This window comes from Cytobacillus purgationiresistens, assembly GCF_030813235.1.
Classification (GTDB): Bacteria; Bacillota; Bacilli; order Bacillales; family Cytobacillaceae; genus Cytobacillus; species Cytobacillus purgationiresistens.
In genome coordinates, this window is sequence record NZ_JAUSUB010000004.1 from 117,832 (window position 1) to 142,776 (window position 24,945).

27 protein-coding genes, 1 pseudogene and 1 riboswitch are annotated in these 24,945 nt (G+C 38.8%); of the genes and pseudogenes, 7 read left to right on the plus strand and 21 right to left on the minus strand.

The genetic code is table 11. The features are described from left to right. Positions 1-63 precede the first annotated feature (63 nt). Positions 64-882 (minus strand): annotated as a pseudogene (locus tag J2S17_RS06200) (ribonucleotide reductase barrel domain-containing protein); the annotation flags it as partial. Positions 883-1,340: 458 nt separating this feature from the next. Next, on the minus strand, positions 1,341-2,177 hold the full coding sequence (lipM, locus tag J2S17_RS06205; RefSeq protein WP_307472963.1) for an octanoyltransferase LipM: 837 nt from the start codon (positions 2,175-2,177) through the stop codon (positions 1,341-1,343). Between the two features lie 182 nt (positions 2,178-2,359). Between lipM and J2S17_RS06210 the strand changes: the two genes are divergently transcribed. Beyond that, positions 2,360-2,743 (plus strand): rhodanese-like domain-containing protein, encoded by a 384-nt coding sequence (locus J2S17_RS06210; RefSeq protein WP_307472964.1) that lies wholly within the window; start codon positions 2,360-2,362, stop codon positions 2,741-2,743. A 197-nt stretch (positions 2,744-2,940) separates the two neighbouring features. Here J2S17_RS06210 and gcvPB read toward each other — a convergent pair whose 3' ends face one another. The 3 genes from gcvPB to gcvT are packed head-to-tail and all read right to left on the minus strand — an operon-like array spanning position 2,941 to position 6,861. Beyond that, entirely contained in the window at positions 2,941-4,401 is a 1,461-nt protein-coding gene (gene gcvPB, locus J2S17_RS06215) for an aminomethyl-transferring glycine dehydrogenase subunit GcvPB (protein ID WP_307472965.1), read from the minus strand. Beyond that, a complete protein-coding gene (gene gcvPA, locus J2S17_RS06220; protein WP_307472966.1) occupies positions 4,394-5,740 on the minus strand; it encodes an aminomethyl-transferring glycine dehydrogenase subunit GcvPA in 1,347 nt (448 codons plus the stop codon). Before gcvPA ends, gcvPB begins: the two co-directional genes overlap by 8 nt. Before the next feature lie 17 nt (positions 5,741-5,757). Then, positions 5,758-6,861, minus strand: a complete 1,104-nt coding sequence (gene gcvT, locus J2S17_RS06225; RefSeq protein WP_307472967.1) for a glycine cleavage system aminomethyltransferase GcvT — start codon at positions 6,859-6,861, stop codon at positions 5,758-5,760. Between the two features lie 181 nt (positions 6,862-7,042). Further along, positions 7,043-7,140, minus strand: a riboswitch (glycine riboswitch). A 325-nt stretch (positions 7,141-7,465) separates the two neighbouring features. Between gcvT and J2S17_RS06230 the strand changes: the two genes are divergently transcribed. Both J2S17_RS06230 and J2S17_RS06235 read left to right on the plus strand, forming a co-directional pair. Next, the gene (locus J2S17_RS06230; RefSeq protein WP_307472968.1) at positions 7,466-9,154 is read left to right on the plus strand and encodes a DEAD/DEAH box helicase; all 1,689 of its coding nucleotides are present in this window, start codon (positions 7,466-7,468) and stop codon (positions 9,152-9,154) included. Continuing rightward, on the plus strand, positions 9,132-9,926 hold the full coding sequence (locus tag J2S17_RS06235; RefSeq protein ID WP_307472969.1) for a YqhG family protein: 795 nt from the start codon (positions 9,132-9,134) through the stop codon (positions 9,924-9,926). Before J2S17_RS06230 ends, J2S17_RS06235 begins: the two co-directional genes overlap by 23 nt. 433 nt (positions 9,927-10,359) lie before the next feature. Here the strand turns inward: J2S17_RS06235 and J2S17_RS06240 are convergent, their stop codons facing one another. The 8 genes from J2S17_RS06240 to comGA all read right to left on the minus strand — a co-directional run bounded on the left by J2S17_RS06240 (position 10,360) and on the right by comGA (position 14,575). After that, positions 10,360-10,545 carry a YqzE family protein gene (locus J2S17_RS06240; RefSeq protein WP_307472970.1) on the minus strand — a complete coding sequence of 62 codons (186 nt, stop codon included), beginning with the start codon at positions 10,543-10,545 and terminating at the stop codon, positions 10,360-10,362. Between the two features lie 69 nt (positions 10,546-10,614). After that, the gene (gene comGG, locus J2S17_RS06245) at positions 10,615-10,998 is read right to left on the minus strand and encodes a competence type IV pilus minor pilin ComGG (RefSeq protein WP_307472971.1); all 384 of its coding nucleotides are present in this window, start codon (positions 10,996-10,998) and stop codon (positions 10,615-10,617) included. Next, the gene (comGF, locus tag J2S17_RS06250) at positions 10,988-11,431 is read right to left on the minus strand and encodes a competence type IV pilus minor pilin ComGF (RefSeq protein WP_307473253.1); all 444 of its coding nucleotides are present in this window, start codon (positions 11,429-11,431) and stop codon (positions 10,988-10,990) included. Before comGF ends, comGG begins: the two co-directional genes overlap by 11 nt. Beyond that, positions 11,424-11,756 (minus strand): hypothetical protein, encoded by a 333-nt coding sequence (locus J2S17_RS06255; RefSeq protein ID WP_307472972.1) that lies wholly within the window; start codon positions 11,754-11,756, stop codon positions 11,424-11,426. The genes comGF and J2S17_RS06255 overlap by 8 nt, the downstream gene beginning before the upstream one ends. Beyond that, on the minus strand, positions 11,740-12,237 hold the full coding sequence (gene comGD / locus J2S17_RS06260; protein ID WP_307472974.1) for a competence type IV pilus minor pilin ComGD: 498 nt from the start codon (positions 12,235-12,237) through the stop codon (positions 11,740-11,742). Before comGD ends, J2S17_RS06255 begins: the two co-directional genes overlap by 17 nt. Then, complete coding sequence (gene comGC, locus J2S17_RS06265) at positions 12,174-12,488, minus strand: competence type IV pilus major pilin ComGC (RefSeq protein WP_307472975.1); 315 nt, start codon at positions 12,486-12,488, stop codon at positions 12,174-12,176. The genes comGD and comGC overlap by 64 nt, the downstream gene beginning before the upstream one ends. A 1-nt stretch (position 12,489) precedes the next feature. Beyond that, a complete protein-coding gene (gene comGB, locus J2S17_RS06270) occupies positions 12,490-13,521 on the minus strand; it encodes a competence type IV pilus assembly protein ComGB (protein WP_307472977.1) in 1,032 nt (343 codons plus the stop codon). Beyond that, on the minus strand, positions 13,508-14,575 hold the full coding sequence (comGA, locus tag J2S17_RS06275; protein ID WP_307472979.1) for a competence type IV pilus ATPase ComGA: 1,068 nt from the start codon (positions 14,573-14,575) through the stop codon (positions 13,508-13,510). Before comGA ends, comGB begins: the two co-directional genes overlap by 14 nt. Before the next feature lie 190 nt (positions 14,576-14,765). On the opposite strand from comGA, the gene J2S17_RS06280 reads away from it, so the two are divergent. Beyond that, positions 14,766-15,461, plus strand: coding sequence for a helix-turn-helix transcriptional regulator (locus J2S17_RS06280; protein WP_307472981.1), 696 nt, complete (start codon positions 14,766-14,768; stop codon positions 15,459-15,461). 82 nt (positions 15,462-15,543) lie between these two features. Continuing rightward, positions 15,544-15,789: a DUF2626 domain-containing protein gene (locus J2S17_RS06285; protein ID WP_307472983.1), complete on the plus strand. Its 246-nt coding sequence runs from the start codon at positions 15,544-15,546 to the stop codon at positions 15,787-15,789. 87 nt (positions 15,790-15,876) lie between these two features. Here J2S17_RS06285 and J2S17_RS06290 read toward each other — a convergent pair whose 3' ends face one another. Beyond that, complete coding sequence (locus tag J2S17_RS06290) at positions 15,877-16,935, minus strand: class I SAM-dependent methyltransferase (RefSeq protein ID WP_307472985.1); 1,059 nt, start codon at positions 16,933-16,935, stop codon at positions 15,877-15,879. A gap of 10 nt (positions 16,936-16,945) precedes the next feature. Then, positions 16,946-17,581: an MBL fold metallo-hydrolase gene (locus tag J2S17_RS06295; RefSeq protein WP_307472987.1), complete on the minus strand. Its 636-nt coding sequence runs from the start codon at positions 17,579-17,581 to the stop codon at positions 16,946-16,948. Positions 17,582-17,675: 94 nt separating this feature from the next. Here J2S17_RS06295 and J2S17_RS06300 point away from each other — a divergent pair, with 94 nt between their 5' ends. Together J2S17_RS06300 and J2S17_RS06305 are read left to right on the plus strand one after the other, a co-directional pair. Then, a complete protein-coding gene (locus J2S17_RS06300) occupies positions 17,676-18,170 on the plus strand; it encodes a hypothetical protein (protein WP_307472988.1) in 495 nt (164 codons plus the stop codon). Between the two features lie 98 nt (positions 18,171-18,268). Next, complete coding sequence (locus tag J2S17_RS06305; RefSeq protein WP_307472989.1) at positions 18,269-18,442, plus strand: DUF2759 domain-containing protein; 174 nt, start codon at positions 18,269-18,271, stop codon at positions 18,440-18,442. A gap of 44 nt (positions 18,443-18,486) precedes the next feature. On the opposite strand, the gene J2S17_RS06310 is transcribed toward J2S17_RS06305, so the two are convergent. The 6 genes from J2S17_RS06310 to J2S17_RS06335 form a co-directional block, all read right to left on the minus strand. Next, the gene (locus tag J2S17_RS06310) at positions 18,487-18,807 is read right to left on the minus strand and encodes an MTH1187 family thiamine-binding protein (protein ID WP_307472991.1); all 321 of its coding nucleotides are present in this window, start codon (positions 18,805-18,807) and stop codon (positions 18,487-18,489) included. Positions 18,808-18,892: 85 nt separating this feature from the next. Continuing rightward, positions 18,893-20,023: a YqgU-like beta propeller domain-containing protein gene (locus J2S17_RS06315; protein ID WP_307472993.1), complete on the minus strand. Its 1,131-nt coding sequence runs from the start codon at positions 20,021-20,023 to the stop codon at positions 18,893-18,895. A gap of 295 nt (positions 20,024-20,318) precedes the next feature. Next, positions 20,319-21,503: a M14 family metallopeptidase gene (locus tag J2S17_RS06320; RefSeq protein ID WP_307472995.1), complete on the minus strand. Its 1,185-nt coding sequence runs from the start codon at positions 21,501-21,503 to the stop codon at positions 20,319-20,321. A gap of 117 nt (positions 21,504-21,620) precedes the next feature. Beyond that, entirely contained in the window at positions 21,621-22,601 is a 981-nt protein-coding gene (locus J2S17_RS06325) for an ROK family glucokinase (RefSeq protein WP_307473256.1), read from the minus strand. A 60-nt stretch (positions 22,602-22,661) separates the two neighbouring features. Beyond that, entirely contained in the window at positions 22,662-22,868 is a 207-nt protein-coding gene (locus tag J2S17_RS06330) for a YqgQ family protein (protein WP_307472997.1), read from the minus strand. Positions 22,869-23,362: 494 nt separating this feature from the next. Next, positions 23,363-24,823, minus strand: a complete 1,461-nt coding sequence (locus tag J2S17_RS06335; RefSeq protein WP_307472999.1) for a spore germination protein — start codon at positions 24,821-24,823, stop codon at positions 23,363-23,365. Between the last annotated feature and the right edge of the window lie 122 nt (positions 24,824-24,945).

Here is a 24,945-nt window from a genome sequence, read left to right on the forward strand (position 1 = left end):
TGCAATTCACCCGATTTTCTTGTCATTCATTATCTGAATGACGCGGACTACTGCATCTATTTAATCCGCTAGCATTATCATTTGCGCACCTCGTCTTGAGCCGCCTTGCTCAACTAAGTGCGTTAGCTTTGCAATATCATCAAGCCATGAAACCGATCCTGATGACTTGCCATTAACACCTTTTGCCAATGTGTTACGAGGTCTCAAAGTAGAACCGTTTGTGCCAACACCACCGCCGCGTGACATGATTTCCATTACTTGTTTGCGGTGTTCAGAAATACCTTCTCGAGAGTCTTGTACATACGGCATAACATAGCAGTTAAAGTAAGTAACTTCTGTATCTGCTCCCGCCCCGTATAATACTCGACCAGCAGGAATAAAGTTTAGGCTTGCAAGCTCTTGGTAAAACTTCTCGAACCATTCCTTTTGCTTTTCTTCTGTTTTTTCAACTGATGCGAGGCCAGTTGCATTCCGTTTAGCAATTTGCTCGTAATAAATTTCAAGCGGTTTCTCGATTACATCAAGTGATTTCTTAATTATCCCTGTTTTAGCTTCCTCTGGATCATCAAGCACACCTCGGTAATCCTCTTCAACCATTACCGTTGCAGACTTGTCTTCCCAGTCAATTTCAACGATATAGCCTAATCCGCGAGCTGGAAACTTAGGATCCTCCTTGATAGTTAAAACTACGAAATCTCCTGCTGTTAAAGTGACTTTTTCAGTATCTTTGAATGTATATCTGTCCAACATAACAAGACGGGAAACGCCTTTGTGAGTTAATTTCATCTCCGGAGTAATTGGGTGCACCTGTGGGAATAAGCGGATGTCCTCATTTAATCTCTCAATATTTAGGTTCATTTTTTGTCCAGTAGCAACAGACATTATGACAACTCCTTCAATAAATAAAATCTGATTTCTCTATAAAATAATTATATAAATGTATTCTGCCGATGTTTTAGAGAATACCCTTACGTTATCATATTCAAACATAAAAAATCAATATATAGTGTTCCGATTATTTTCGACACCACTATATATTGTGTTTAGTTCGAAAGAAAATAAATTTGTCAAACATAAAAAAAAGGATAATCTAGAGAAAATGAGAGTTTTGATTGGATTTATGGGATATTCTATTTAATTTTAACCAATTTTGCGGTTTGCACTTTTTTCTCTCATAGAATTACTAGAATATCAGAAAATGCATAGAAGATGTGCTGGCTAAATAAACCAAGTCGATCAAATACTTAGGCTGAGCTATTCTATCTTTTCAAAAGCGAGACTCTATCATCACCCAGACCGTGTATCCTATAATCTCCATATCTGGTTAAAAAAATTTGTTTTTATCTTTTAAAATTCCATTCATCACTTTCATATCGTTCTCGTGCTAATTTCTCAACATAAGAAAGTTCCTCTTCCGTAAGTTCATAGGGAACTAATTCAATATTCAGACCTTCTTCAAATCCTTTTTTGAATGCAATTTTCGCTTGATCATATGTGACTTTTTCGCACGTTATCGCATTGATTGCAACAGCCTTACTTTTGAAAGCACGCTGCATCCTCTCTTTCACGCGATCGCTAGAGTATTTAAATAGGCTGAAAAGTTTGTCCTCATCAATATCAAGCAGAATAGCACCATGCTGCAGGATCACGCCTTTTTGCCTCGTCTGGGCACTTCCTGCTACCTTCCTGCCTTCCACAACGAGTTCGTACCAGCTCGGTGCATCAAAACAAACAGATGACCTGGGATTCTTTAGCGAATCTTTTTCTTCGTCTGTTCTTGGCACAGCGAAATATGCTTCCAAGCCTAAGTTATGGAAACCTTTTAAAACCCCTTCGGAAATAACTCTATAAGCCTCTGTAACCGTTTTTGGCATTTCTGGATGCTCTTCAGGGACAATGACACTATATGTAAGTTCCTGCTCATGCAAGACTCCTCTGCCACCGGTTGGCCGGCGCACAAATCCTAGACCATGCCGTTTCACTGCTGCCAAATCGATTTCTTTCTCTGCTTTTTGGAAATAGCCGATAGAAAGCGTACCGGGATTCCAACCATAAAACCTAATAACAGGTGGCATTTTCCCTTCACTATTCCAATCCAGTAAGGCTTCATCTAAAGCCATATTAAAGGATGGTGAACCCATTCCTGAATCAATAAACCGCCATACTTCTTTCTTCATAATAACCCTCTTTTACGAAATGTTTTACGAAAATGATAAGCGTCTCCTAGTCTACCAAAATTCCATGTAAAAAAAAAGCAAATTCATTTCAAAATAAATTTCCACGTTTTCCTTTACGGAACCTAGGAAAACCTTATATAATATATCTTGGCTTAAGCAAAGTGTGAAAGGAGAAATATCTATTGACTACACTTTATTTCCTTCTAATAATTATTGGTGCGATTATCGTTTATTCGGTCATTACATGGTTATATCAAAAGAGAATTGTTAAAACTTTATCTGAACAAGAGTTTATCGAAGGCTATAGAAAAGCACAGCTTATTGATGTCCGGGAACCGAATGAATTCGATGCTGGCCATATCCTTGGTGCTCGAAATATTCCATTATCACAAATGAAAACGCGGATGAAAGAATTGCGCCAAGACAAGCCAGTTTACTTATATTGCCAAAGCGGTATGAGAAGTGGAAGAGCTGCCCAATTTCTGCACCGAAAAGGGTACAGAAACCTTTCACATCTGCAAGGTGGATTTAAGAAATGGAACGGAAAGATAAAAGCTAAAAAATAAGCTGATTATGAGGTTCTCATTACGGGGACCTCTTTTGTTTGGTTATTTGCTGATAAGGTTTGAAATTTATATATTATTTAATGTGCAGTCTGTTCTCCCTTTTCTATCATCTACAGCTGTTTTCTCTGGTCTTACACTCGAAACAAAAAAAGCTGATTCAAATTCTTCATGACAGAATTTGAATCAGCTTTTATCTATTATTGTTTTTGATAGCGTAATACAGGTTTTCTAGCTGCCAGAGTTTCATCTAAGCGGCTGATCACTGTTGTATGAGGTGCTTCCTGAACGATTTCCGGGTTCTCTTCTGTTTCTTTGGCAATTTGCAGCATTGCCTCGATAAATGAATCGAGCGTTTCTTTGGATTCCGTTTCGGTTGGCTCAATCATCATACATTCTTCTACATTTAATGGGAAGTAGATTGTTGGCGGATGATAGCCAAAGTCAAGCAGGCGCTTAGCGATATCAAGCGTACGTACGCCCAGCTTTTTTTGACGTCTGCCGCTTAGGACAAATTCATGTTTACAATGTCTGTCATAAGGCAAATCAAAGGCAGGCGCCAGTTTTCTCATCATATAGTTTGCATTTAACACTGCATTTTCAGTCACTGCTTTTAAACCATCAGGACCCATTGAACGAATATATGTGTAAGCACGGACATTAATACCAAAGTTTCCGTAATAAGGCTTCACACGGCCAATGGAGCGAGGACGATTATAGTCAAAGCTGTAGCCTTCTTCATTTTTAACAAGGACCGGTTTCGGCAAGTATGGAATTAAATCCTTTTTAACCCCAACAGGACCTGAACCAGGGCCGCCGCCGCCATGAGGACCAGTGAAAGTTTTATGAAGGTTAAGGTGAACGACATCAAATCCCATATCTCCCGGGCGAGCTTTTGATAGCACTGCATTTAGGTTTGCTCCGTCATAATAAAGCTTCCCTCCTGCACCATGGATGATTTCCGCCATTTCAAGAATGTTCTCTTCAAATAATCCAAGCGTATTCGGATTAGTTAACATTAATGCAGCTGTATCGTCCCCGACAACACGTTTTAGATCCTCTAAATCCACTAATCCATGCTCATTGGATTTGACAGTCAATGTTTCAAAGCCTGCTACAGTCGCTGAAGCTGGGTTTGTACCATGCGCAGAGTCAGGTACGATTACTTTAGTTCGCTTATGATCACCGTTTGCTTCATGGTATGCACGGATCATCATTAACCCTGTCCATTCACCATGTGCACCTGCTGCTGGCTGCAAAGTCACTTCATCCATGCCAGTAATTTCAACAAGATGCTCTTGTAAATCATACATGAGCTCTAATGCACCTTGGACAGAACTTTCATCCTGCAGCGGGTGAAGATGGGCAAAACCGTTAAAACGAGCAACATTCTCGTTAATCTTTGGATTATATTTCATCGTACATGAACCTAATGGATAGAACCCTGAATCCACTCCATGATTTCTTTTTGAAAGTGCAGTGTAGTGACGCATGATATCCAGCTCAGACAGTTCAGGCAGCTCAGCTTCTTCTTCACGTTGATAGCCTTCTGGAATAAGCTCACTTAAATCTACTTCTGGAACATCCATTTCCGGCAAGCTATAGCCGATTCTTCCTGGCCTGCTTAGTTCAAATATAAGAGACTGATCTTCGTTATGCACGGTAATCCCCCATTTCTGCAACAAATGTATCGATTTCTTCTTTTGATCTAAGCTCTGTTACAGCAACAAGCATATGATTGCCTAAAGCTTCATCATCTCTGCCTAAGTCATATCCGCCGATGATGTTTTTCTTAAGAAGAGCTTGGTTTACTTCTTTAACTGGTGTATTTAATTTGATGACGAACTCATTGAATGAGGCTCCATCAAAAGCAATTTCAAATCCATTTTTCTTGAATTGCTGTTTCGTATAATAGGCTTTTTGCATATTAGCGGCTGCCATTTCCTTTACACCTTGTTTACCTAATGCTGTCATAGCGACAGATGCTGCTAGAGCATTCAAAGCTTGGTTGGAGCAAATATTAGAAGTCGCTTTATCGCGGCGAATATGCTGCTCACGCGCTTGAAGTGTAAGAACAAAGCCACGCTTTCCGTTCTCATCAACCGTTTGTCCAACAAGACGGCCTGGCACTTTTCTCATCAATTTATTTGTCACAGCAAAATAACCGCAGTGAGGACCGCCAAATGCTGTTGGGATACCAAATACTTGTGCATCTCCAGCAACGATATCTGCACCGAACTTACCTGGAGGAGTAAGTGCCCCAAGGGAAAGTGGATTACTGGATACGACAAACAATGATTTATTTGCGTGAATTACTTTTTCTAATTCAGCGAGCGGCTCAATGCGCCCGAAAAAGTTTGGATATTGAATGACAACAGCAGCGATATCATCACTAATCATGTCGTTCAAAGCCGCTATGTCTGTCACACCATCTTCATGTGGAATTTCAACCACATCAATGTATTGACCTTTTGCATAAGCTTTTACAACTTCCTTAGATTCAGGATGAACTGCACTTGAGATTAATACTTTTTTACGTTTGGTTTGACCTGCGCTTAACATCGCAGCTTCAGCCAAAGCCGTTCCGCCGTCATACATGGAGGAGTTCGCTACATCCATACCAGTTAACTCGCAAATCATCGTTTGGAATTCAAAGATCGCTTGTAATTCTCCTTGAGATATTTCTGGTTGATACGGAGTGTAGGCCGTATAAAATTCAGAACGTGATAAAACATGATCTACAATTACTGGCATATAGTGATCATAAACGCCAGCTCCTAGGAAAGAAGTATTTGTTCTTAAATCGGCATTTTTTTGTGAAAGAAGTGTCATTTCCTTCAATAAAGCTGATTCTGTTTTCGCCGGTTTAATATTATATTCGCCTTTAAATCGAACACTCTCAGGTATATCACTGAAAAGCTCATCAATTGACTGTACTCCGACCGCCTCCAGCATTTGTTCTTTGTCTGATTCGGTCATCGGTAAATAGCGATGTTTCATTGGTTTTCTCCCCCCGGTTACTTCTTTTCTTTTTTATAAAATGGTGTAGATGCTACTTGTGCTTTTAAACGCTTGCCGCGAATTTCCACTTCCACTTCGGTATCAAGAGCAGAATAATCCGCTTTAATAAGCACTAAGCCGATATTCTTTTTCAATGTTGGAGATTGAGTACCTGTAGTAACTTCTCCAATCATTTCTTCTCCAATATACACAGAATAGCCATGGCGTGGAATTCCTCGATCAATCATCTCAATTCCAACCAATTTTCTTGGTACGCCATGCTCTTTCTGCCCCTTTAATACTTCTTTACCAATAAAGTCCGCTTCCTTATTAACTTTAACTGCAAACCCAATCCCTGCTTCTAATGGGGAAATGTCTGCAGATAATTCTTGTCCATAAAGGACAAGATTCGCTTCAAAACGAAGAGTATCTCTAGCACCCAATCCGCACGGGAGGACACCTTCTTCTTTTCCTGCAGCTAATATTTCATTCCATAATGGGACTGCATCTTCGTTGTTGCAATAAATTTCAAATCCATCTTCGCCTGTATAACCAGTTCTTGATACAAGTGCGCTTTTTCCATTAAGGCTTAATTCCTGACGAAACTTAAAAAATCCAATTTCACTTAAGTCAGTATCAGTTAATTTTTGCAGGACAGATTGTGCAAGCGGTCCTTGCAAGGCAAGTTGTGACATTTCTTCTGAAAGGTTTTTAATTTGTACATCCCCTTCTAAATGGTCTTCAAGCCATGAGAAGTCTTTAACAATATTCGCTGCATTGACTACAAGCAAATAATTCGCATCATGTATTTTATAAACAAGTAAATCATCAACAGTACCACCATTTTCATAGCACATTGCTGTATATTGAGCACCAAGATCTTTCAGTTTGGAGACGTCATTTGTCATCATTTTCTGAAGAAACTGCAAACTATCAGGGCCCTTTACCTCAATTTCTCCCATATGCGAGACATCGAAAAGACCCGCTTTTGTGCGCACGGCTTCGTGTTCTTCTTTAATGCTTGAAAACTGTACTGGCAAATCCCAGCCACCGAAGTCAATGGTTTTTCCACCATATTCTTTATAAACGTCATGTAAAGGTGTACTCTTTAACTGCGACATTTACTCATCCCCCTTTATTCATTGTCGAAAATTCTTAGATGACTTGAAATAATACGCAAAAAAAAGACAGAAAATCCCCTCAAAAACCTGAGAAGACCTCTGTCCTTTCACCTGAGAGTTTACTGTATTCACAGCTTTCCCCTTGGGTGGCCCAGATTAACATGGGCTCTCTCCAGAGATGCGTCAAACAAGAGTTCTTTTGCCTGAGAGATTCACAAATGATATATTTGCTTGCTCCTTCGGCGCTACAAAAAGCGTAGTCTCTCCTCTTGAAATCATTCGCATTTATAATTTTTTCCAATTTAGCACATACTAGATTAAGTAATCTAATTGCTTTAATGATTTAAAATTCATTCAAAAAGAGCGCAATATTACTTTTACACTTTAAATGAATTGTCGAAAATTCTAAACTTTCAAGCTCACTTTCATCCTACCATCTGTTAAGTTATTGGGCAATCATTTTATTGCATAATTTCCAAGGTTTTTCACTGTTATAAAAAAGGATATTTTTGGCTTACATTAACATGTGGTCAACTCGCTTATATAGAAAAAATTGTATTTAACCTTTATTGCAAGAATCTTTACTGAGAGGGGCTAATGACAAATGTCTGTACAAATAAAATTCGATTCATCTTGGCAGGAAGAATTTCTACGAAGAATAGACGAGGATGGTCCATGGGGCAATTGGGAGCTTTATAAACTGGCAATTGAAGTTGAACATCAAACGGTTATTCCAGAGTTCGCGGGATTACAAGCGCCTGAACGTTTACCGAACTTAACACCGCTTCCCCATCAGCTGGAAGTAGCGAAGCAAGTCGTGGAAAATATGAATGGTAAAGCGATATTAGCAGATGAAGTCGGACTCGGAAAAACGATTGAAGCAGGATTAGTCTTAAAAGAATATATGATTAGAGGACTGGTTAAGAAAGTATTAATCCTCGTTCCAGCTTCGCTCGTCACACAATGGGCAATTGAATTAAATTCCAAATTCTACATACCTGCTGTTGCTCAAAAGAAAAGCTATGTATGGGAACAGTATGATGTGGTTGTTTCGTCGATAGATACAGCAAAAAGAAACCCTCATCGTGACATCATTTTTCAACAGGACTATGACTTAATCATTATTGATGAAGCGCATAAATTAAAAAATAATAAAACTAAAAACTATGAATTTGTGCAGTCTTTAAAAAAGAAGTTTTGTCTTCTCTTAACCGCTACACCGATTCAAAATCGCGTAAGTGAAATTTTTAATCTTGTTTCATTGCTAAAGCCGGGACATTTAGGAACGGAAACAGCCTTCTATGAAAAGTATCACAAGAATTCCCGATCACTTGATGATGATGAACACTTAAAGCAACTTGTGAACAAAGTGATGATACGCAATCGCCGTCAAGACACAGGAATTGAATGGACCAAACGCCATGTGGAAACAATCGCAATTGAGTTTTCCGAAGCCGAAAGAGACCTTTATGATGCTGTTACAAATATGCATAGTGAAGGGGACTGGGCCAGCTCGAGTCAATTTTCAATTATGACCTTACAGCGTGAAGCTTGCAGCAGCAGAGAAGCCGTATTCTATACTTTAAGAAATATGTTAAAAAAACAAGAAGAGCCATCTGAAGCTTTCCAAGAGAAAATCAAATTTCTTGTAAGCAAAGTGGAAGCAGTTGGGCGTAATTCAAAAGCTGAGAAAGCATTGGAGTATATCCAGCAAATCAATGATAAAGTGATTATTTTCACTGAATATCGTGCAACCCAGATGTACTTGCAATGGTTTTTAAAACAGCATGGCATTACCTCTGTTCCTTTTAGAGGCGGATTTAAGCGCGGCAAAAAGGACTGGATGCGCGAGCTTTTTCAAAACAACGCCCAAGTTTTGATTGCTACTGAGGCTGGAGGAGAAGGAATTAACTTGCAGTTTTGCAGTCATATCATAAATTTTGACCTTCCATGGAACCCAATGCGTCTTGAACAAAGAATTGGCCGGATTCATCGGTTAGGCCAGAAAAACGATGTGCATATTTTCAACTTTGCTACTAAGGATACCGTTGAAGAACATGTATTAAAACTTCTTTATGAAAAGATCCATTTGTTTGAAAAGGTCATTGGCGATTTAGATGATATTTTAACAAAGCTGGAGTTTGGAAATATCGATGATCACCTTACTGATATTTTTGGCCGTTCTTCTTCTGAGGGAGAAATGCGAATAAAAATGGATAACCTGACATCGATGATCGAATTTGCAGAATCAATGAAGGGTGGTGAAGGACATGCAGCAACAGGAAATTCATGATTTTTTGGAAAGGTATTTTCATGCCAACAATTGTGAAATTGTTGACAATAAGCCGGGGTATATGACCGTGCAGCTCACAATCGAACTCGATAAGGAATTAATGAACCGCCCTTTCTATTGGCATTACTTAGAAAAGACTGGCGGCATACCTAATCCAATGCAGCTTACCTTTATTACGGATCCTGATATTGCTCCAAATGACTTAAAAGGAGAGATTATCCATTTCGGATCGCCACGACTGCACCAGATTTTTCAATCATCGAGGAATTTAGCTGGCTATATCCGGCTATACGAGAACCATCAAACAGCTCCTGGTCAACAAATACCATTGCGGCCATGGCTAGGCATGAATCTACGGATATCTTATCAATGTGACCGGAAAAAGGATATCCTTAAATCAATCGGTCTTCATTTAATCAATGGGCAAATGGTTGAGCATTTTCATGATAAGCTCTTGAATATTGATTTAACGCCAAAAATCCCTGACTATTCGTTTACGCTCTCACCTTTTATCATGCCAAAAAGCGGGATTACAAGAGTGGCAAACTTTTTGACAGACGCCATTAATCAAGAAGAGCATGCATGGGCAATTGAGGCGAGAGAGCGCTGGCAAAAGGATTTACAGTTACTCGAACATTTTTACGAAGAGACTGAGGAGAAAAGTGAGAGTTATGTCAACGAAAAAGCTGCACTGCAAGATCAATATGAACCTCATGTAAACATCTCCATTGTAAACGGAGGCTTATATTACTTAACAGATAGAGCCATTTAAAACCAAGCACACAAAGTTCAGGGGCTAAGCTTTATACAAAATAGCCCCTTTCTCACTCAACTGTTATCTAATGTATAAGCTCGAGTCCCTGTTTACTTGCGCTAGGTTTAATTGGATCACTGATTTGGCTAACCCTATTTCAAAAAGGTCTTTTCTAAAAAATCGTTGTTTTTTCATAGGTTTTGATAAGACAAACCATTGATAAAAAAGTTGATTGGAACGGGTGTGCGAGACTCCTGCGGGAGCAGCGGGCCAGGTGAGACCCCGCAGGAGTGAAGCGAGGAGGCTCACCGCCCGCCCCGCGGAAAGCGAGCAGCTGGAGAGGAATTCAACCACTACCTGCGAAAAGCAACAAGGTATACGAAAACAGCCCTTAAAAAAAAACATAAAAAAAACAAGGGTCGCATGAAAATGAACCCTTGCTTAAACAATCTTATTTCTTCCCACTCCTTTTCATCCCATAGTAAAAAATATAAGGGATGATGCCGAACCATCTAAACAGCACAGAGGCTTTTTCTTCCTTTTTATCCTCTCGATTTTTTTTCCGCTCATCTTTTGGCTGGTCGATATATTTGACAACTGTTTGAGTAATATATTTTACATACTCATTCGAGTTCATAGACACACCTGCTTTTAAATAGTTACTTACAGTATGTCCAGTTAGCTGCAGCCTATTCTTCCAACTTAATCAGACCTTTTCAATCCATTTAATCACCCTCTGCAAATCCCTGTCATAGTACCCGTACCCGACAATATCCTTGCTGCTATCCATCTTGATGACTAGCTTTACTTCAAGCAAGCTATGAGCTATTTCCTTTACCGTGTATTCAACTCTACCCCCATTGTACTGATATTTGCCTGATAAAAGGGCAAAGGAATTGATTAATAATTCATCCTCCACTCTTTTTAAGGAATTAAAAAAATAATATTCTTGCTGCAACAGCTTCTTTCCCTCATGCAGTATTCGCTTTTCGCTTATATAAAGCTCAAGGTGAATCGATAACAAAAGTGAAAGGATGACCATCATAATGAGTGCGAGCGGATAGACCAGCCCCTTTTCATTACTGAGCATCAGTGAATGGCCCCCGTTGATTAACAATTAAATGCATTTCTACTTGATGGATTTGTTTAAAGCGATCTTGAACAGTCATTTTCACACCAGTTGAGAGACGTTCATATTGAATAATATCTACTTGCTGTAAAACGATTTCATGACCTTGCAGATTGACTTGTCTGCGAATATTGCTGCCATATGGCTCATAACTAATCGATGACCCATCTTTTAAAAGGGTGAGGCGATTCACTGCCACCTCGAAACCATCAGACATACGCATCTCCTTTTTTAATTGATTGGTAAAAACCTGCCACTCAAAATGTTGCATTCTGCTATCAAATACCTGATTTTGAAAGATAAATTTCAAACCTAACGGCAAAAAGGATACGATGATAAAAAAGACGGAAAAGGCAAATATCATCTCAAGTAACGTAAACCCTCTATCATTCATAAATTTCACATATTTCCCGCCTTTTCTTATACGGATCTTCATACACTACACAAATCTCCAAAACGTCCTTCAGCCCGCCTCTAATAGTAAGATCAAATACTTTGTGTCTTTCAGGAACAAAGAACGGTGAAGGATTAAACCCTTCTTGGTTTGCCCGGATTAGATATTCATACAAATACTGGCTCGCTTCGAACTCCATCTTTGTATCTATAGAAGAAGTAATGATTCTTATGACCAGCGGAATCATAATCCCAGCGATCATAAGCCAGCCTGCCAAAGTTATTATCAGCTCTGCAAGTAAAAAGCCTTTACTCCTCTGTAACATAGAACCTTCCACGGCCAATTTGGAACATGACCTTATATTTGCTATTATCTGTTTGCACATAAAAGTATCCGAACATATTAATATTTCCATTCGGGTGAAACTGAAATGTTCTCGGCATCGTCCTTTCAATAATAGAATATCGCTCAGAAAATTCATGATCGAGGATCATAGTATAACCATCAGCAAGCATATATCGATGGCTTCCTTGTGGTATAAAAACATTAACATATGTTTGATTCGCTAATGCATACTGCTGAGCGAATAGAATATCCGCCTTAAACTTTGTAAAGAACATATTCTCATCCAAAGATTGCATCTTAGGTTGAATCATTAGGACGGATAGGGAAACAATCAGCAGAAACATACTTAAAACGATTAATGATTCAATTAGTGTAAAGCCTTTTTCTGATTCTAGCTTTATGAGGCTGCTCCTAGAACTACTTTTCCATTCGAAATGATTATTGGTTGTCCATTGGGACATGAATTCTCACCTTCATTTAAATAATCCTCTTCAACAAGATCTTGGATATTCTGCGGCAATTTATTATTTTCAATCTCATAAGCTTGGACTTGCCCTTGAACCATTTTAATAAATGCTTCACATCCCTTATTATTAATTTCTGAGTTGTTTTTCGTTATATTTGGAATAGTAATGATGAGCAGTACCGAGATAACGAGTAAAACGATCATCATTTCAATTAACGTGAAACCTTTTTCATTGCTTTTCTTCAATTTAAATTCCCTCCAATAAATGAAACATTGGTAGTAAAACAGCTAAATACATGGAAACAATTAGAAAACCAATCAGACCATACATTACTGGCTGGACTATTTTCAACGCTTTATCCGTCCTTTCTTCCAATTGCCTTAAACAATGCTTACTAAAATAGTACAGCTCTTGATCGAGTTTTCCATTGTTCTGCCCATGCTTAATCACTCGAAATAATTCACGGTCAAAAAAGTGATAACGGGTGAGCATTTCTTCAAACTTCTCACCATTGCGCAAATTAATTTTCATCTCTTCGCCAATTTCTTTATAAAGCGGCTGTTTTTCATTTTTTTCAAACAAACTAAATGCAGATAAAACAGAGAGACCTCCAGTCAAAAGGTAATGAAGCTGAATAGTGAAATAGTGGGTATAGAACAAGCGGAAAAATGGACCTGCAATTGGGACAGCTGCCAACGTGGATGCTTGTTTAATATGAGGAAGTTTTTTGAAATGAAATAAATAAAATACGCCGATGAAAATAGAGATAACCATGAAGGTGATAAGAAGATATGGCAAGTATTCACCGGCCATGCGAATCAATTTAGTAAATAAATTTTCCTGTAGATTCATCGAGGTGAACAAAGAAGAAAAACGCGGCAGTAACACTCCTTCCACAAACAAAAAAAGAATGGCTGTAAGCCCAATTAAAAAGCAGGGATAGACAAGTAGTTTTTTTAATTTTTTCACATCACTTCCTCTCTTAAGCATCATTTCGCTGCCCTCTTGAAATGCTTTTTCCAGTCCCCCATGCTGTTCAGCAAAAAAAACGTAGCCAATTAAATAGTTATTAAACTCCATTGTCGTTAACGCTTGGTAGAATGGATACCCTTCCTTTAAATCAAAAAGAATGCTGTTTACTTGTAATTTCTTTTCGATTGGAAGATGGAGAATAACCGATTCAATTGCCTCAGACAATGGATAACCTCTTGATAATAGTTCGCCAATCCGCTTTAAAAAGTGACTTTGCTCCTCGATCTTCCAATTAACCTTCTTCATCTAATATCCACCGTTCGAACTCAGCTTCCTTAATAAACCCTAAAGCAATCCCCTTCGCTATCACCTCTTTTAATGTTCGATGCTTCCCCACCGCCCCTACCCCCTTTGCTGCTTTCATCGAGGCTTGAAGAGCTTTACCTGATAAAAGTTCAAACACGCTCGCCCTCTTCCATCTGCCAGAGCCAAAACAATATAAAGAACATTCATTACCACAAAATGGACAGGTCAACTCAACGAGTCTTTGAGCCGTAACCGCCACAAGTGTTTGTTCGATTTCAAGCCAATTCACACCGAATTCAGCCAGCCTGTAAATAGCCCCTTTGGCATCACGCGAGTGCATCGTGCTTAAAACAAGGTGACCGGTGAGCGCCGCACGTACCGCAATTTTTGCTGTCTCGGCATCCCGAATTTCCCCCACCATAATAATATCCGGGTCATGTCTCAATATCGCCTTTAAACCGGAAGCATAGGTGACACCGGCCTTTTCATTTACTTGTACTTGCAAAACGGTATCGGTTTCTTTTTCAATTGGATCCTCGAGGGTGATCACACTTCGTTGATAAATATGGGAGGTCGCATTCAGCAGGGAATAAAGCGTGGTTGTTTTGCCGCTGCCCGTTGGTCCAGTAAAGATAATTAAACCGTGTGCATGTTTCAAAAGCGCAAGCATTTTTCGTGTCATGTCCGAAAATAAGGAAATTTGGTAGAAGGGAATTTGTTCAGCTTGAGGGAGAATTCTTATAACAAGGCTTTCATTATGGTGCGAGGGCAAAGTAGAGAATCTTAATCCAATTGATTGACCATTAATTGTATAGGAGTAAGCTCCGCTCTGCGGTCGTCTTTTTTCGCCTATGTCCATGGATGCAATAAATTTAAAATGGGAGATTAGTCTGTCACATTCATCAATTGGAAGGGTGTTTCTTGGAAATAAATAATTTGCAAAACGGAATAGAATGACCGTATCTTTCTTGCGGGGGACAATGTGAATATCTGTTGCTTGATTTCGGACTGCATCCTTTATGATGGTAAATGCGAGTCTTTCGATTGATATCAAACTTATATTTCACCACCTTTCTTTTGATAAAGACATATTCGACAATGTTTTTAAAAACCCTTTTTTATTTTTAGAAAATTCCATTAATATCTAGGGAGTATGAATATTTTATAAAATTGCTAAAAAATTGTTAATAATGGATAAACAAATGCTTATAATATAATTAAAAGGGGAATTGAGGTGAACAACAGTGGAAGAAACATTAAAGATCACGAATACATTAGCTGACCCTACCCGATACTATATATACCAATTCATCTCCAATAAGCACGGGACAGTGTCCGTTCAAGAGATTGCTGATTTGTTTACGATTCACCCTAATGTTGCCAGACTTCATCTTTCAAAACTAGAAGACGTAAACATGATTATTTCAGAAACGATCAAAACAGGAAAAGGCGGCAGACCAAGCCGGCAATATCGCATGTCTGATACAGTCATTCAGCTTCATTTTCCTTATCGAAATTATCAGCTTCTATCAGACATTGCACTGGAGACAATGGTTTCCCTTGGAGTAGAAGGGCAAAAAGCGCTTTATATCACCGGTAAAAGGTACGGTGAACGATTAATGGATGAGCAAAAGGTAAAAGAGGGCTATATGAATGAGGAGCAATCATTTGATCACAGAGTGACTATGATTATCCAAGCAGCCCAAATGTCTGGATTGCAGCCTGAGTTCGAGGTAGAAGGAGAAAAAATCCTCTTCCAGATGTTTAATTGCCCTTTTAAAGAAACTGCCAAAAATCATCAAGAAACAGTTTGCCAAATGCATTTTGAATTTTTAAGAGGAATGTTTGAATCTGTATTTAATAACATAGAATTGCGGGAATTGGGCAATATGTTAAATGGATGTTCTTCTTGTTCCTACGAAGCTACCTATGCAAAATAATTAACATGCTGTTTACTTTTAACCAAGTCTTACCTTATAATATTGTAGTAATGGACTTGTATGCGTTAAAGGAGGGATACATATGGATCGTATGTACAGAGTTATGGGATTCTGGACGGGCATATTCGCCATCATGTTTTATATAGGTGACATGTATACACCGGCCTTAATCTTCTTGGGTCAAACAGGATTTTTCATGCTTCTTAGCTATTTAAAGCTTTCCGAACGTATGTATATTTATGTTTTTGGAGCATACTTAACCGTTTTCTTTGTTGGTTTCACTTACTGGACAACATTTATGATGACACCAGGAATGGGCGGCCACTAAGAAATCACTTGCAATTATGATGTTTTATAAGTAATAAAAAAGCGATGACTTCATCGCTTTTTTATTTTCCGTTATAAAAGAATAGCACTACTGTTTTTGCTGCAGGATTACATGAAAAGTCTGGCTGATTCCTGATGTCATAAGAAGACTGCGTATCGCACGGTTTCTTTTACTCGCTTCTGAAAACGGATCTATGTCAGCATGATTTGTCAATTCCTCTAATATGCCTGCATCCAATAGAAACTCATCTTGACGCCATTTTTTCACAAAGCTGAGACCCGCTGTTTCACCTATTCGTATAAGCGAATCAAAATGCACATGACTAGTTAGGTCCATTTCACCAGGATATTGCAGAACATCGCTAATCATTTGATGTTTCCGATAACCTCGCAGGCTCCCATTCTTTCTCGCAGGCTCTTGCCATTCCTGGTCACTATAGCCATAATCAACCGTCAAAATGAATCCCCGTTCAAGTACGCCCGCCATTCTGATTAACATGGGTTCCATTTCAAGCGGAATTTCGATTCTTTGTCCATCCACTAAATGAATACTGCTTTGCTTTAGAAAATTTATCATACGTACATTTTTAACCGGCATTTTTTTCTCGATCAGCTTCCCATTATCGAATGCTACCATCACTTCAACAAGCTCTCCATCGACCCTTTCAATTACATGAACTGGAAAAGCATCAAACAGCTCGTTTGAAAAGATTAGCCCCGAAAATGAAGACAGCTCTTCTAACTGATTCATCTGTTGAATATGTTCTGTCTGTGGGAGTAGCTGTGATTGAAGCTTTCGATGGTCTTTGCTTTCATCGATTAAATAATAGTAAAGCGTCTTATTAGAAATGGCATTCCATTCTTCAATAAACGCTTTTGCAAACCGGCCATTTCCTGCACCTATTTCACAAACAGAGGCTGGCAGATTATGCTCCTCTGCTTCTCTTTGATACCATTTTGCAACTATTCTTCCATAAATATCTGCAATATTGCTGGATGTGATAAAATCTCCCTTAGCACCAATCTTTTCGTCGCTCCTCATATAGTATCCATATATCGGATGATAGAGGGCCTGACTCATAAAATCAGCAAAATCAATCATTTTCTCTTTATTTACATTTATATACTCTTGTAAGAACTTGAGCACTTTTTAACCCTTAAAACCCATTTAAAAATGGATTCCCGTCCATTTCATGACCAATCGTCGTTTCAGGACCATGCCCAGGGAGCACAACTGTTTCCTCTGGAAGTGTTAAAAGCTTTTCGTGGATGCTTTTTAAAAGCTGCTCATGATTTCCTCCTCGCAAATCTGTACGACCAATGCTGCCATTAAACAAAGCATCACCTGCCACAACCATTCCTTCTTCTTTAAAGTAAAAGGAAAGGCTTCCTGGCGAGTGTCCCGGTGTCTCAAAAACTTGAAACTTGAATTCGCCTATTTGCATTTGCTCTTCATTGACAATGATTTTGTCTGCCGGCTTCACACGAATCATCTGACCCATTTGAAACGACTGAGAGCCATTTAAAATGGGGTCAAGCAGCCATGCAGCTTCCTTCTCATGAATATATACAGGTATTGCAAATTCCTCTCTGACTTCATCCACTGCACCGATATGGTCAAAATGCGCATGAGTTAAGATGAGAGCAATCGGCTTTAACTGATTCTCTTTAATAGCTTGAATAAGCTTTTCACCATCTCCACCCGGATCAATAATTAAACAAGTGCCATTTTCTTTTGTTAAAACATAACAATTAGTCTGCAGTGGTCCCAATGGAATTTGGGCATATTTCACGGACAGCACCCCCATTTGATATATAACTTCCTTTTATCTTACACTATAAGAGTACGTAATTAAATAAAAGCCGCTCAGGACATATGGAGGTAAAATGAAACGATTATTTTGCATAGAAGCCAATTCAATCATTGACTCTGTTCCAGAATTGAAGACAATCATCCATCATGAAATGAATCCGCATCTTTGTATAGAACAGCAATACTTTTTCCTTCAGCAACAAGAGGCAAAGGAGCTTGAAAAACTGCTTCTAGAGGTAGGCTTGTTTGAAAATGCTACACAATGTGTATTATTGCAAGGCGGCGTAAAGGGAGAGAACTTTTATGATTATGGGGTAGAATGTGATCAAGGAATCATCCTTGATATGAGTGCACTTTGTACATTTATCATCGTAAAAGGAGATGCCATAGACAGACAAATGGCTGAGATTCAACTCTCAGAGCATTTAGTATTTACATATAAGACTGAAGCGTCGGGTACAATATATTATACAGAATCCCATTTACAAGAATTGATGTCTGGAATTGCCCATGCTTATCACATCGAAGTTGAATTTTTAGACCTCGACAAATGCAATAAAAAAGTATAAAATAGGATTCGAATGTAAAAATAAGTATTACATATGGTTCCAAACCTTCGTAAAAAGGCAATTGCCTGCTGATTAAAAATATAAAGGGGGCTATTATAATGGGACTGGTAATTATCTTTGGTCTATCAGCTATTTTAGCAATTTTCGGTCTAATTAGTGCACTGAAGAACAAAAACTTCCTTGGGGTTATGTTTGCTTTTGGTACAGCAGCTATTTTTGGTTGGTTCGCTGTCATGACTTTACTTAAAAGCGGCTATCCAGCAGTTCACTAAAAGTGAGACTGCCAAAATAAAAAGACTGCCTACAGGCAGTCTTTTTATTTTTCTCCATTTAACACATCTTCTACTCTTTTCACTTTGTCTTCCATTTTTTTATGCACATCACGACGATCATCGATGCGAATATTTGTCGCTACACGAGCAAGCCCTTTTTCAAAAGGAACCTCGTGCATTGCTTGAATCACTTCAAATAATACTGGAAGCTCGCCTTCAATTATCGTATTCATTGGGGTGAGTTGAAAACGAATTTTTCCATCAGCCTCAAAATGTTTTAATACCTTTTGTATGTCTGCCACATAGCTGGATACGCTGGGTGAATCTGTTCCAATTGGGATTACTGTTACGTCTACGATTGCCAAGATGTCCATCTCCTTCTGTATAAATACTACGTTTCTTATTATGACCGATTGCAGTGCTTTACAAAATCATTTTGCCTGATCAAGCTTATTTCTTAAGAGTTATTATTTCCTTAGAATCCAACAGAAGAAGCTTTTCTAGATAATGGCCATATAAGCAATACTCTCCTTCAGGTGCACAAGAGATAGGTTCATTATCCAAGTTCTCAAATAATACTTCTTGTTGCCCGCTGGATACATCAGTGGAGATTAAATCGAATGTACCATTATACGAATCTGCATCGGCACTATATTGAGGTTTAAAAGTTAAAAATCGATTGTCATGGACCAAATCATATTGCGGAATGAGCCAATCAGAGAACCTTGATAAGTGTGGAATAACAAATGAGGACATTTCTTGATAATCATTTGTCATAAAGGTATAAATTGCCTCTTCCCTATTTTGAGGGTTAACACCGATCGTCATAATCACATCTTGAAAAGTATCGACTTGAAAGAGTTCGAACAGTTGTTCACTTCCATTCCCATCTAACGATGATTGGTTAAGAGAGGCTAAGAGGGATGGTGATTCTTCATTCCAATCCAAAAACACAAATTCCTCCCTATTGATCCAATGAACGAAAGGTTCCGGTAACTGGACTTCTTTTAGTGAACCATTTTCAATCGATAATAAATAGGAATTGTAAGTCCAATCTTCTGAAAAGGATGATATCGTCATTTCTTCCGGATGGTAGAGGTTCCAGGAAATAAACTGTTCAGTTCCCGGTAAACTTTCACTCCACATACTCTTGCCTTCTTCGTTAATTACTGTAATTAAACCTTTATTAGTCGAATTAGCCGCTTGAACGACCATCCACTTTTGATCAGGGCTTATAGTAAGACTGCTAATAGCAAGCTCACTGTCAAAAATCATCTTTCTTTCGCCGGTGAAAATTTTATATGTAAAGATTTGTGAGGATAAACCTTTCGTTTCTGTATATACAATGGTTTGTTCATCTAACCAACCGTGGATATCTGAGAATTCGCCTTCTTCAGTTGGGAGCGGGAGAATCTTCTCCGCTTTTATATTCTTTTCAGTAGAAGCAGCCGTTTGATGATTCGATTGCTTGTTTTTATCATCATTGTCCTTCGGCTGGCAGCCCAATAAAACTAGTGTGGAAAAAACAACAAGAAAAATGAATAATAATACTCGCTTATTTGGTTTTTGATGAATCTTCATAAGCTTTTCTCCACACCCCCCACGGCCAATTTCCATATCTATACGTTTATTTTATACGTTTATTTGTTTGAAATAGTTTCAAGCTTTCTGTTGCTATGTTTGACAAACGAAAAAGCCGTTTCCGGCTTTATCGAAAATGATAAATATATTTTCCTATTTAATTACCAAAAACATTGTAATCAATAGTTCATTTTAAACTGAAAAACCTTGAAATACAAGCAACAAGTCTAAGATAATCAAATATTTTATTGGAAAAAGTAAATTCATTAGACATGATTAGGAAGTTAAAAAAAAACTACATATATAAAGAAGCTAAAAACACACCCAACATCTCTTCATATATATCTTCAAACTGTGATAAAGGAAGAGGATTGACTCCCTTTCCTAGCTCCATTGTAAATCCAGGTTTCCGGAATTCTTGTATGAACCAATCTTTATAACCAGCATAGCTATCTACATATTGCACCGAACGATAACCGCTCACCCTTGCAAACTCTTCAGCAATCACCGCTGATTCAGGCGGCTCTAACCCTTCATAACCCCAATAGAATTCTTCTCCTTGGGTATGAAAAGCAAGAAGGCGATCAAATTGATTGTCAGATGCCAGCTCAGCCATGGCAATCGCTTCTGGCTCTGTTAGTGGCTGTTCACCTGGATAGTCACGCGGAGATGGAACAACTGGCTTTCTCGCTTGCTCCACTTCCCAGTTGGCTGGATATTGATTATTTAAATCTACACCTCTAATATTCGCTTTCCAACCAGAAAATTCATCACTGCCATTATTGATTGCCAAGACTTGCTCGCTTACTTCGGATGGTGGTCCACCTAGAACTAAATCGACTCCATCCGGATTGACCATTGGAACAATCGAAAGCTCCGTTTCATTATAAAACGGCATTGTCGCTAACCCTCTTAAAGGTCTCTCATTTGTTAAGGATAGCAAATAACTATTAACTAAAGCCATTAATATACTCGAGGTGATCCACTCATTTGCATGGAATGAGGCATTCATATGAACCTTTCTATCGCCCTTTCCTATTCGCAATTCATAGATTGGAACACCAAGAACACTCTGACCAATTTCATTCACTCTAATAAATGAATATATATTCTGCAGGCCTTTAATATCACTTAATAACGTTTGGTAGCTATAACTCCTTTTTCTATCCATCAAAGGAGTGATAATCCTTGTTGGTAATAATATATTCGTACCTATCATTAATGCTTGAGGGTTAACCTGTGGATTAACTAACAAAAGAACGTCTACGGTAATATTTCTCGCTGTAGCCAGCTTCCAAAGCGTGTCCCCTTGTTTAATTGTATAACTTTGTACATCAAAGCCTGGAATCTGGACATCCTGACCGATTTGTAGGGCTGTTGGATTTACATTGGGATTTGAATCAACCAGCAAATTGACAGGAACCATGAAAAGCTGGCTATAGTACCATAAGGAATCGCCTGATCGAACTTGGATTCTCAATTTCCATCCTCCTCTCCATCATTCCATTCATATGATGAAAGAAGGAAAAAGATAACCGATTAAGGCCCTGATCACTCCAAACTAAAAAAGAGCTTTTACAAGCTCTTTTTCATCCGTTTACATATATTGCTGTTTTGCCAACCAGGCTGCACCTAATACACCCGCATCATTCCCTTTTGAAGCGAGCGTTAAAACGGTAGTTTCTTTCACACTTTGAAAAGCATGTTGATGAAAGATCAAATTCAATTGGCTAAGAAGGAAGTCTCCAGCCCTAGAAACACCCCCGCCAATAACGATGGTCTCAGGATTGAGTGTGTTAGCAACATTTGCAAGCGCAATACCTAGATGGGAGAGAGATGTCTGAACGACAGTATTCGCCTTATAATCCCCTGTTTTTGCTAATTCAAAGATATCTCGAGCTGAAAATACTCCATTTTGTTTATATAAAGTTGAAAGTCCATCATCACTGGCGCTAGCTTCACTTACAAGAGCAGTCGCTTGGCGAACAATCCCTGTTGCTGAAGCAACCGTTTCTAGGCATCCCATTTTCCCGCAATTACACAGTGCTCCGCCAACAGGAATGACTGTAACATGTCCAATTTCTCCGGCCGCTCCACCTGCACCATGAACAATATGTCCATTAATAATGATTCCGCTGCCAATACCTGTACCAATCGTGACAAAAACGAGATTTCTTGAACTGATTCCCGCCCCTTGCCACATTTCTCCTAGCGCAGCACAATTAGCATCATTATCTATGACAACAGGCAGCTGGCATGCATCCTCCAGCTTCTGCTGTAATGGATATCGATGGCTCCATCTTAGATTTATTGCTTCATTGACGATACCGGTAACTACATCCACTGAACCTGGGGCACCGGCGCCAACTGCCAATATCTTCCCTTTAATAAGCCCTAACTCTAACCTTTTCTTCTCAATCTCTTTAGCAATGCAATTAGGGATTTCTTCCCCATGATTCAAATGATTTGTCTCTATTTCCCATTTATATATCATTTCACCTTGCGGCCGTATAAACGCCAACTTTATAGCTGTTCCACCGATGTCTATCCCTACAACCCATTTTTCCTCCCCATTCATCATATCCACTCCCCCATTTATCAGTATCATATGAAGCAGATATATAGAACATCATGATCTCTATTGTTTTTTCTTTTCTTTCTCCCTTTGCATTTCGCTTCTTAACAGGAGAATCGCATCTCTGTATACGGTTGGTTCAATTAGCCGAGCCTGATAAATCTCAATGATTTCTTTTTCCATCATTTCAAGGTCAAGTAGCCGATTTCCCATATAAATAATCGCACCAAATCTCTTTAACAACTGTTGTACATCATATACCGTCTTCATAAATAACCCCTATTTCTTCAAATGAATTTAAATAAAGTATAAATCAAAAAAAAATGATGCTCAACAAAGAAATGCGGAAGGCGCTTGCTCAGGGGCGACAAGCTTAAGACGAAATAAGAGAAAAGGCGCACTTTGCCTTTTGGCTTATTTTGACTTAAGACCTCGAGCCCCTAGCCCCTGCAGCTGGACAAAGAAATGCGGAAGGGGCTTGCCCAGGGGCGACAAGCTTAAGGCGAAATAAGAGAAAAGGCGCACTTTGCCTTTTGGCTTATTTTGACTTAAGACCTCGAGCCCCTAGCCCCTGCAGCTAGACAAAGAAAGGTGGAGCCGCCTCGCTCAGCCCGGACAAGCGTAAGGCTGAGTTGGATGGCACTCATCCAATTTAGCTTATGATCTCATCTGCTTTTCCAAGTCTGATATCAGAGTACAAGCATGTCATCAATCGTCGCCACAACAAAAAAAGCCAACAACCAAGAGGTCATTAGCTTCCATTCTTAGCGATCAGGATCTTTTGGATGCAATATGCGAGGCCGGCGATTTTTTAATGGGATTGGCGATCGTAAAACCACATCTCTAAAGGCTCTTAGATTAAACGGAATGAAAGGCCATAGATATGGGACACCAAAAGACTTCATACTTGCAAGCCATATAATCAATAAGGCTGTTCCTATTATTAGCCCATAAACATGGAATATGCTCGTTAGGATTAATAGCATCATTCTCATTAATCGATTGGCTAAACTCATCTCATAGCTTGGTGTAGCAAAGGTTCCAATAGCAACGATTGCAAAGTACAGAACTACTTCACTTGTAAACAGACCCACTTCAACAGCTACTTCTCCAATCATTAATGCAGCAACTAAACCGAGTGCAGTTCCCAAGGAGGTTGGTGTATGAATGGAGGCCATCCTTAACATATCCAAACCAACCTCAATGATCAATAATTGTAAAATAAGTGGAAGAGCGCCCATTTCATTCAGACCTATAAAGAAAAGTGAGTCTGGAAGAAATTCAGGATTAACTACCAATAAATACCACATAGGCAGTAAAAAAATAGAAGCCCAAACTGCGACAAATCTTACAAATCTCAAGTAAGCACCAATCACTGGTTTATTGCGATACTCTTCTGCATGCTGAAGATGATGCCAAAATGTTGTTGGAGTAATGATAACACTTGGTGAACCATCGACAATAATACACACATGACCTTCATACAAATGGACTGCAGCTGTATCTGGACGTTCTGTGTATCTGACCATTGGATAGGGATTCCAATGCTGGCCGGCGACAAATTCTTCAATCGTTTTCTCGGCCATTGGCAAGCCGTCTGTATCAATTTTCGAAATGCTTTCCTTTATTTGTTCCACAAGCTTTGGATCAGCAATATCTTCAATATATGTAACAACGATGTCTGTTTTCGATCTTCTGCCTACTTGCAAGTACTCCATTCGTAAGGTTCGATCTCTGATTCTCCTTCTCGTTAAAGCTGTGTTGAATACGAGCGTTTCAACATACCCATCCCTTGACCCTCTTACTACTCTTTCCATATCAGGTTCTTCTGGCCCTCTAGCTGGGTATTCACGTGTATCAATTAAGATGACATCTGAGATACCGTCCACTACTAATGCTGTTTGACCTGATAGCACAGAACCAATCACATCTTCTAGATTATCTGAAGTTTCAATTTCTATATAAGGAATATATCTTTTTACTAACTTAGAAAGAACGTCATCTTCCAAATGTTCCGGCTTAATCCTTGCTAAAAACTCCATCAGTCTATTCATGACCTCGTCTTTAGCAAAGCCATCCACCATAAATAAGGCCATTTTTCTTTCCGCATAGACTACATCAATTTGTAAGATATCAAAGTTTTTTTCAACAGCTAAAGCTTCTTTTAAATAGGATGAATTCACTTCAAGTTTTTGAGACACTTTTCTTGGTTCTTTCTGCTCCATACTCCTCACCTCCACTTAACTTCCATATTTATACGATTTTAATATAAGAAAACAATTCTAATATGTTTAATAAAATGGTTCTATTATCTTTCTAACTAACATCTTAGACATACAAAAAAAGA

Coding starts and splice junctions, on each gene's coding strand:
- J2S17_RS06285 (WP_307472983.1), top strand. CDS start 15,544: ATGGATCGTATGTACAGAGTTATGGGATTCTGGACGGGCATATTCGCC.
- J2S17_RS06235 (WP_307472969.1), top strand. CDS start 9,132: ATGCAGCAACAGGAAATTCATGATTTTTTGGAAAGGTATTTTCATGCC.
- J2S17_RS06255 (WP_307472972.1), bottom strand. CDS start 11,756: ATGTTACAGAGGAGTAAAGGCTTTTTACTTGCAGAGCTGATAATAACT.
- J2S17_RS06325 (WP_307473256.1), bottom strand. CDS start 22,601: ATGAATGGGGAGGAAAAATGGGTTGTAGGGATAGACATCGGTGGAACA.
- J2S17_RS06330 (WP_307472997.1), bottom strand. CDS start 22,868: ATGAAGACGGTATATGATGTACAACAGTTGTTAAAGAGATTTGGTGCG.
- gcvT (WP_307472967.1), bottom strand. CDS start 6,861: ATGTCGCAGTTAAAGAGTACACCTTTACATGACGTTTATAAAGAATAT.
- comGB (WP_307472977.1), bottom strand. CDS start 13,521: ATGAAGAAGGTTAATTGGAAGATCGAGGAGCAAAGTCACTTTTTAAAG.
- lipM (WP_307472963.1), bottom strand. CDS start 2,177: ATGAAGAAAGAAGTATGGCGGTTTATTGATTCAGGAATGGGTTCACCA.
- comGF (WP_307473253.1), bottom strand. CDS start 11,431: ATGAATGATAGAGGGTTTACGTTACTTGAGATGATATTTGCCTTTTCC.
- gcvPA (WP_307472966.1), bottom strand. CDS start 5,740: ATGAAACATCGCTATTTACCGATGACCGAATCAGACAAAGAACAAATG.
- comGD (WP_307472974.1), bottom strand. CDS start 12,237: ATGTCCCAATGGACAACCAATAATCATTTCGAATGGAAAAGTAGTTCT.
- comGG (WP_307472971.1), bottom strand. CDS start 10,998: ATGCTCAGTAATGAAAAGGGGCTGGTCTATCCGCTCGCACTCATTATG.
- J2S17_RS06240 (WP_307472970.1), bottom strand. CDS start 10,545: ATGAACTCGAATGAGTATGTAAAATATATTACTCAAACAGTTGTCAAA.
- J2S17_RS06335 (WP_307472999.1), bottom strand. CDS start 24,823: ATGGAGCAGAAAGAACCAAGAAAAGTGTCTCAAAAACTTGAAGTGAAT.
- J2S17_RS06230 (WP_307472968.1), top strand. CDS start 7,466: ATGTCTGTACAAATAAAATTCGATTCATCTTGGCAGGAAGAATTTCTA.
- J2S17_RS06300 (WP_307472988.1), top strand. CDS start 17,676: ATGAAACGATTATTTTGCATAGAAGCCAATTCAATCATTGACTCTGTT.
- J2S17_RS06315 (WP_307472993.1), bottom strand. CDS start 20,023: ATGAAGATTCATCAAAAACCAAATAAGCGAGTATTATTATTCATTTTT.
- J2S17_RS06305 (WP_307472989.1), top strand. CDS start 18,269: ATGGGACTGGTAATTATCTTTGGTCTATCAGCTATTTTAGCAATTTTC.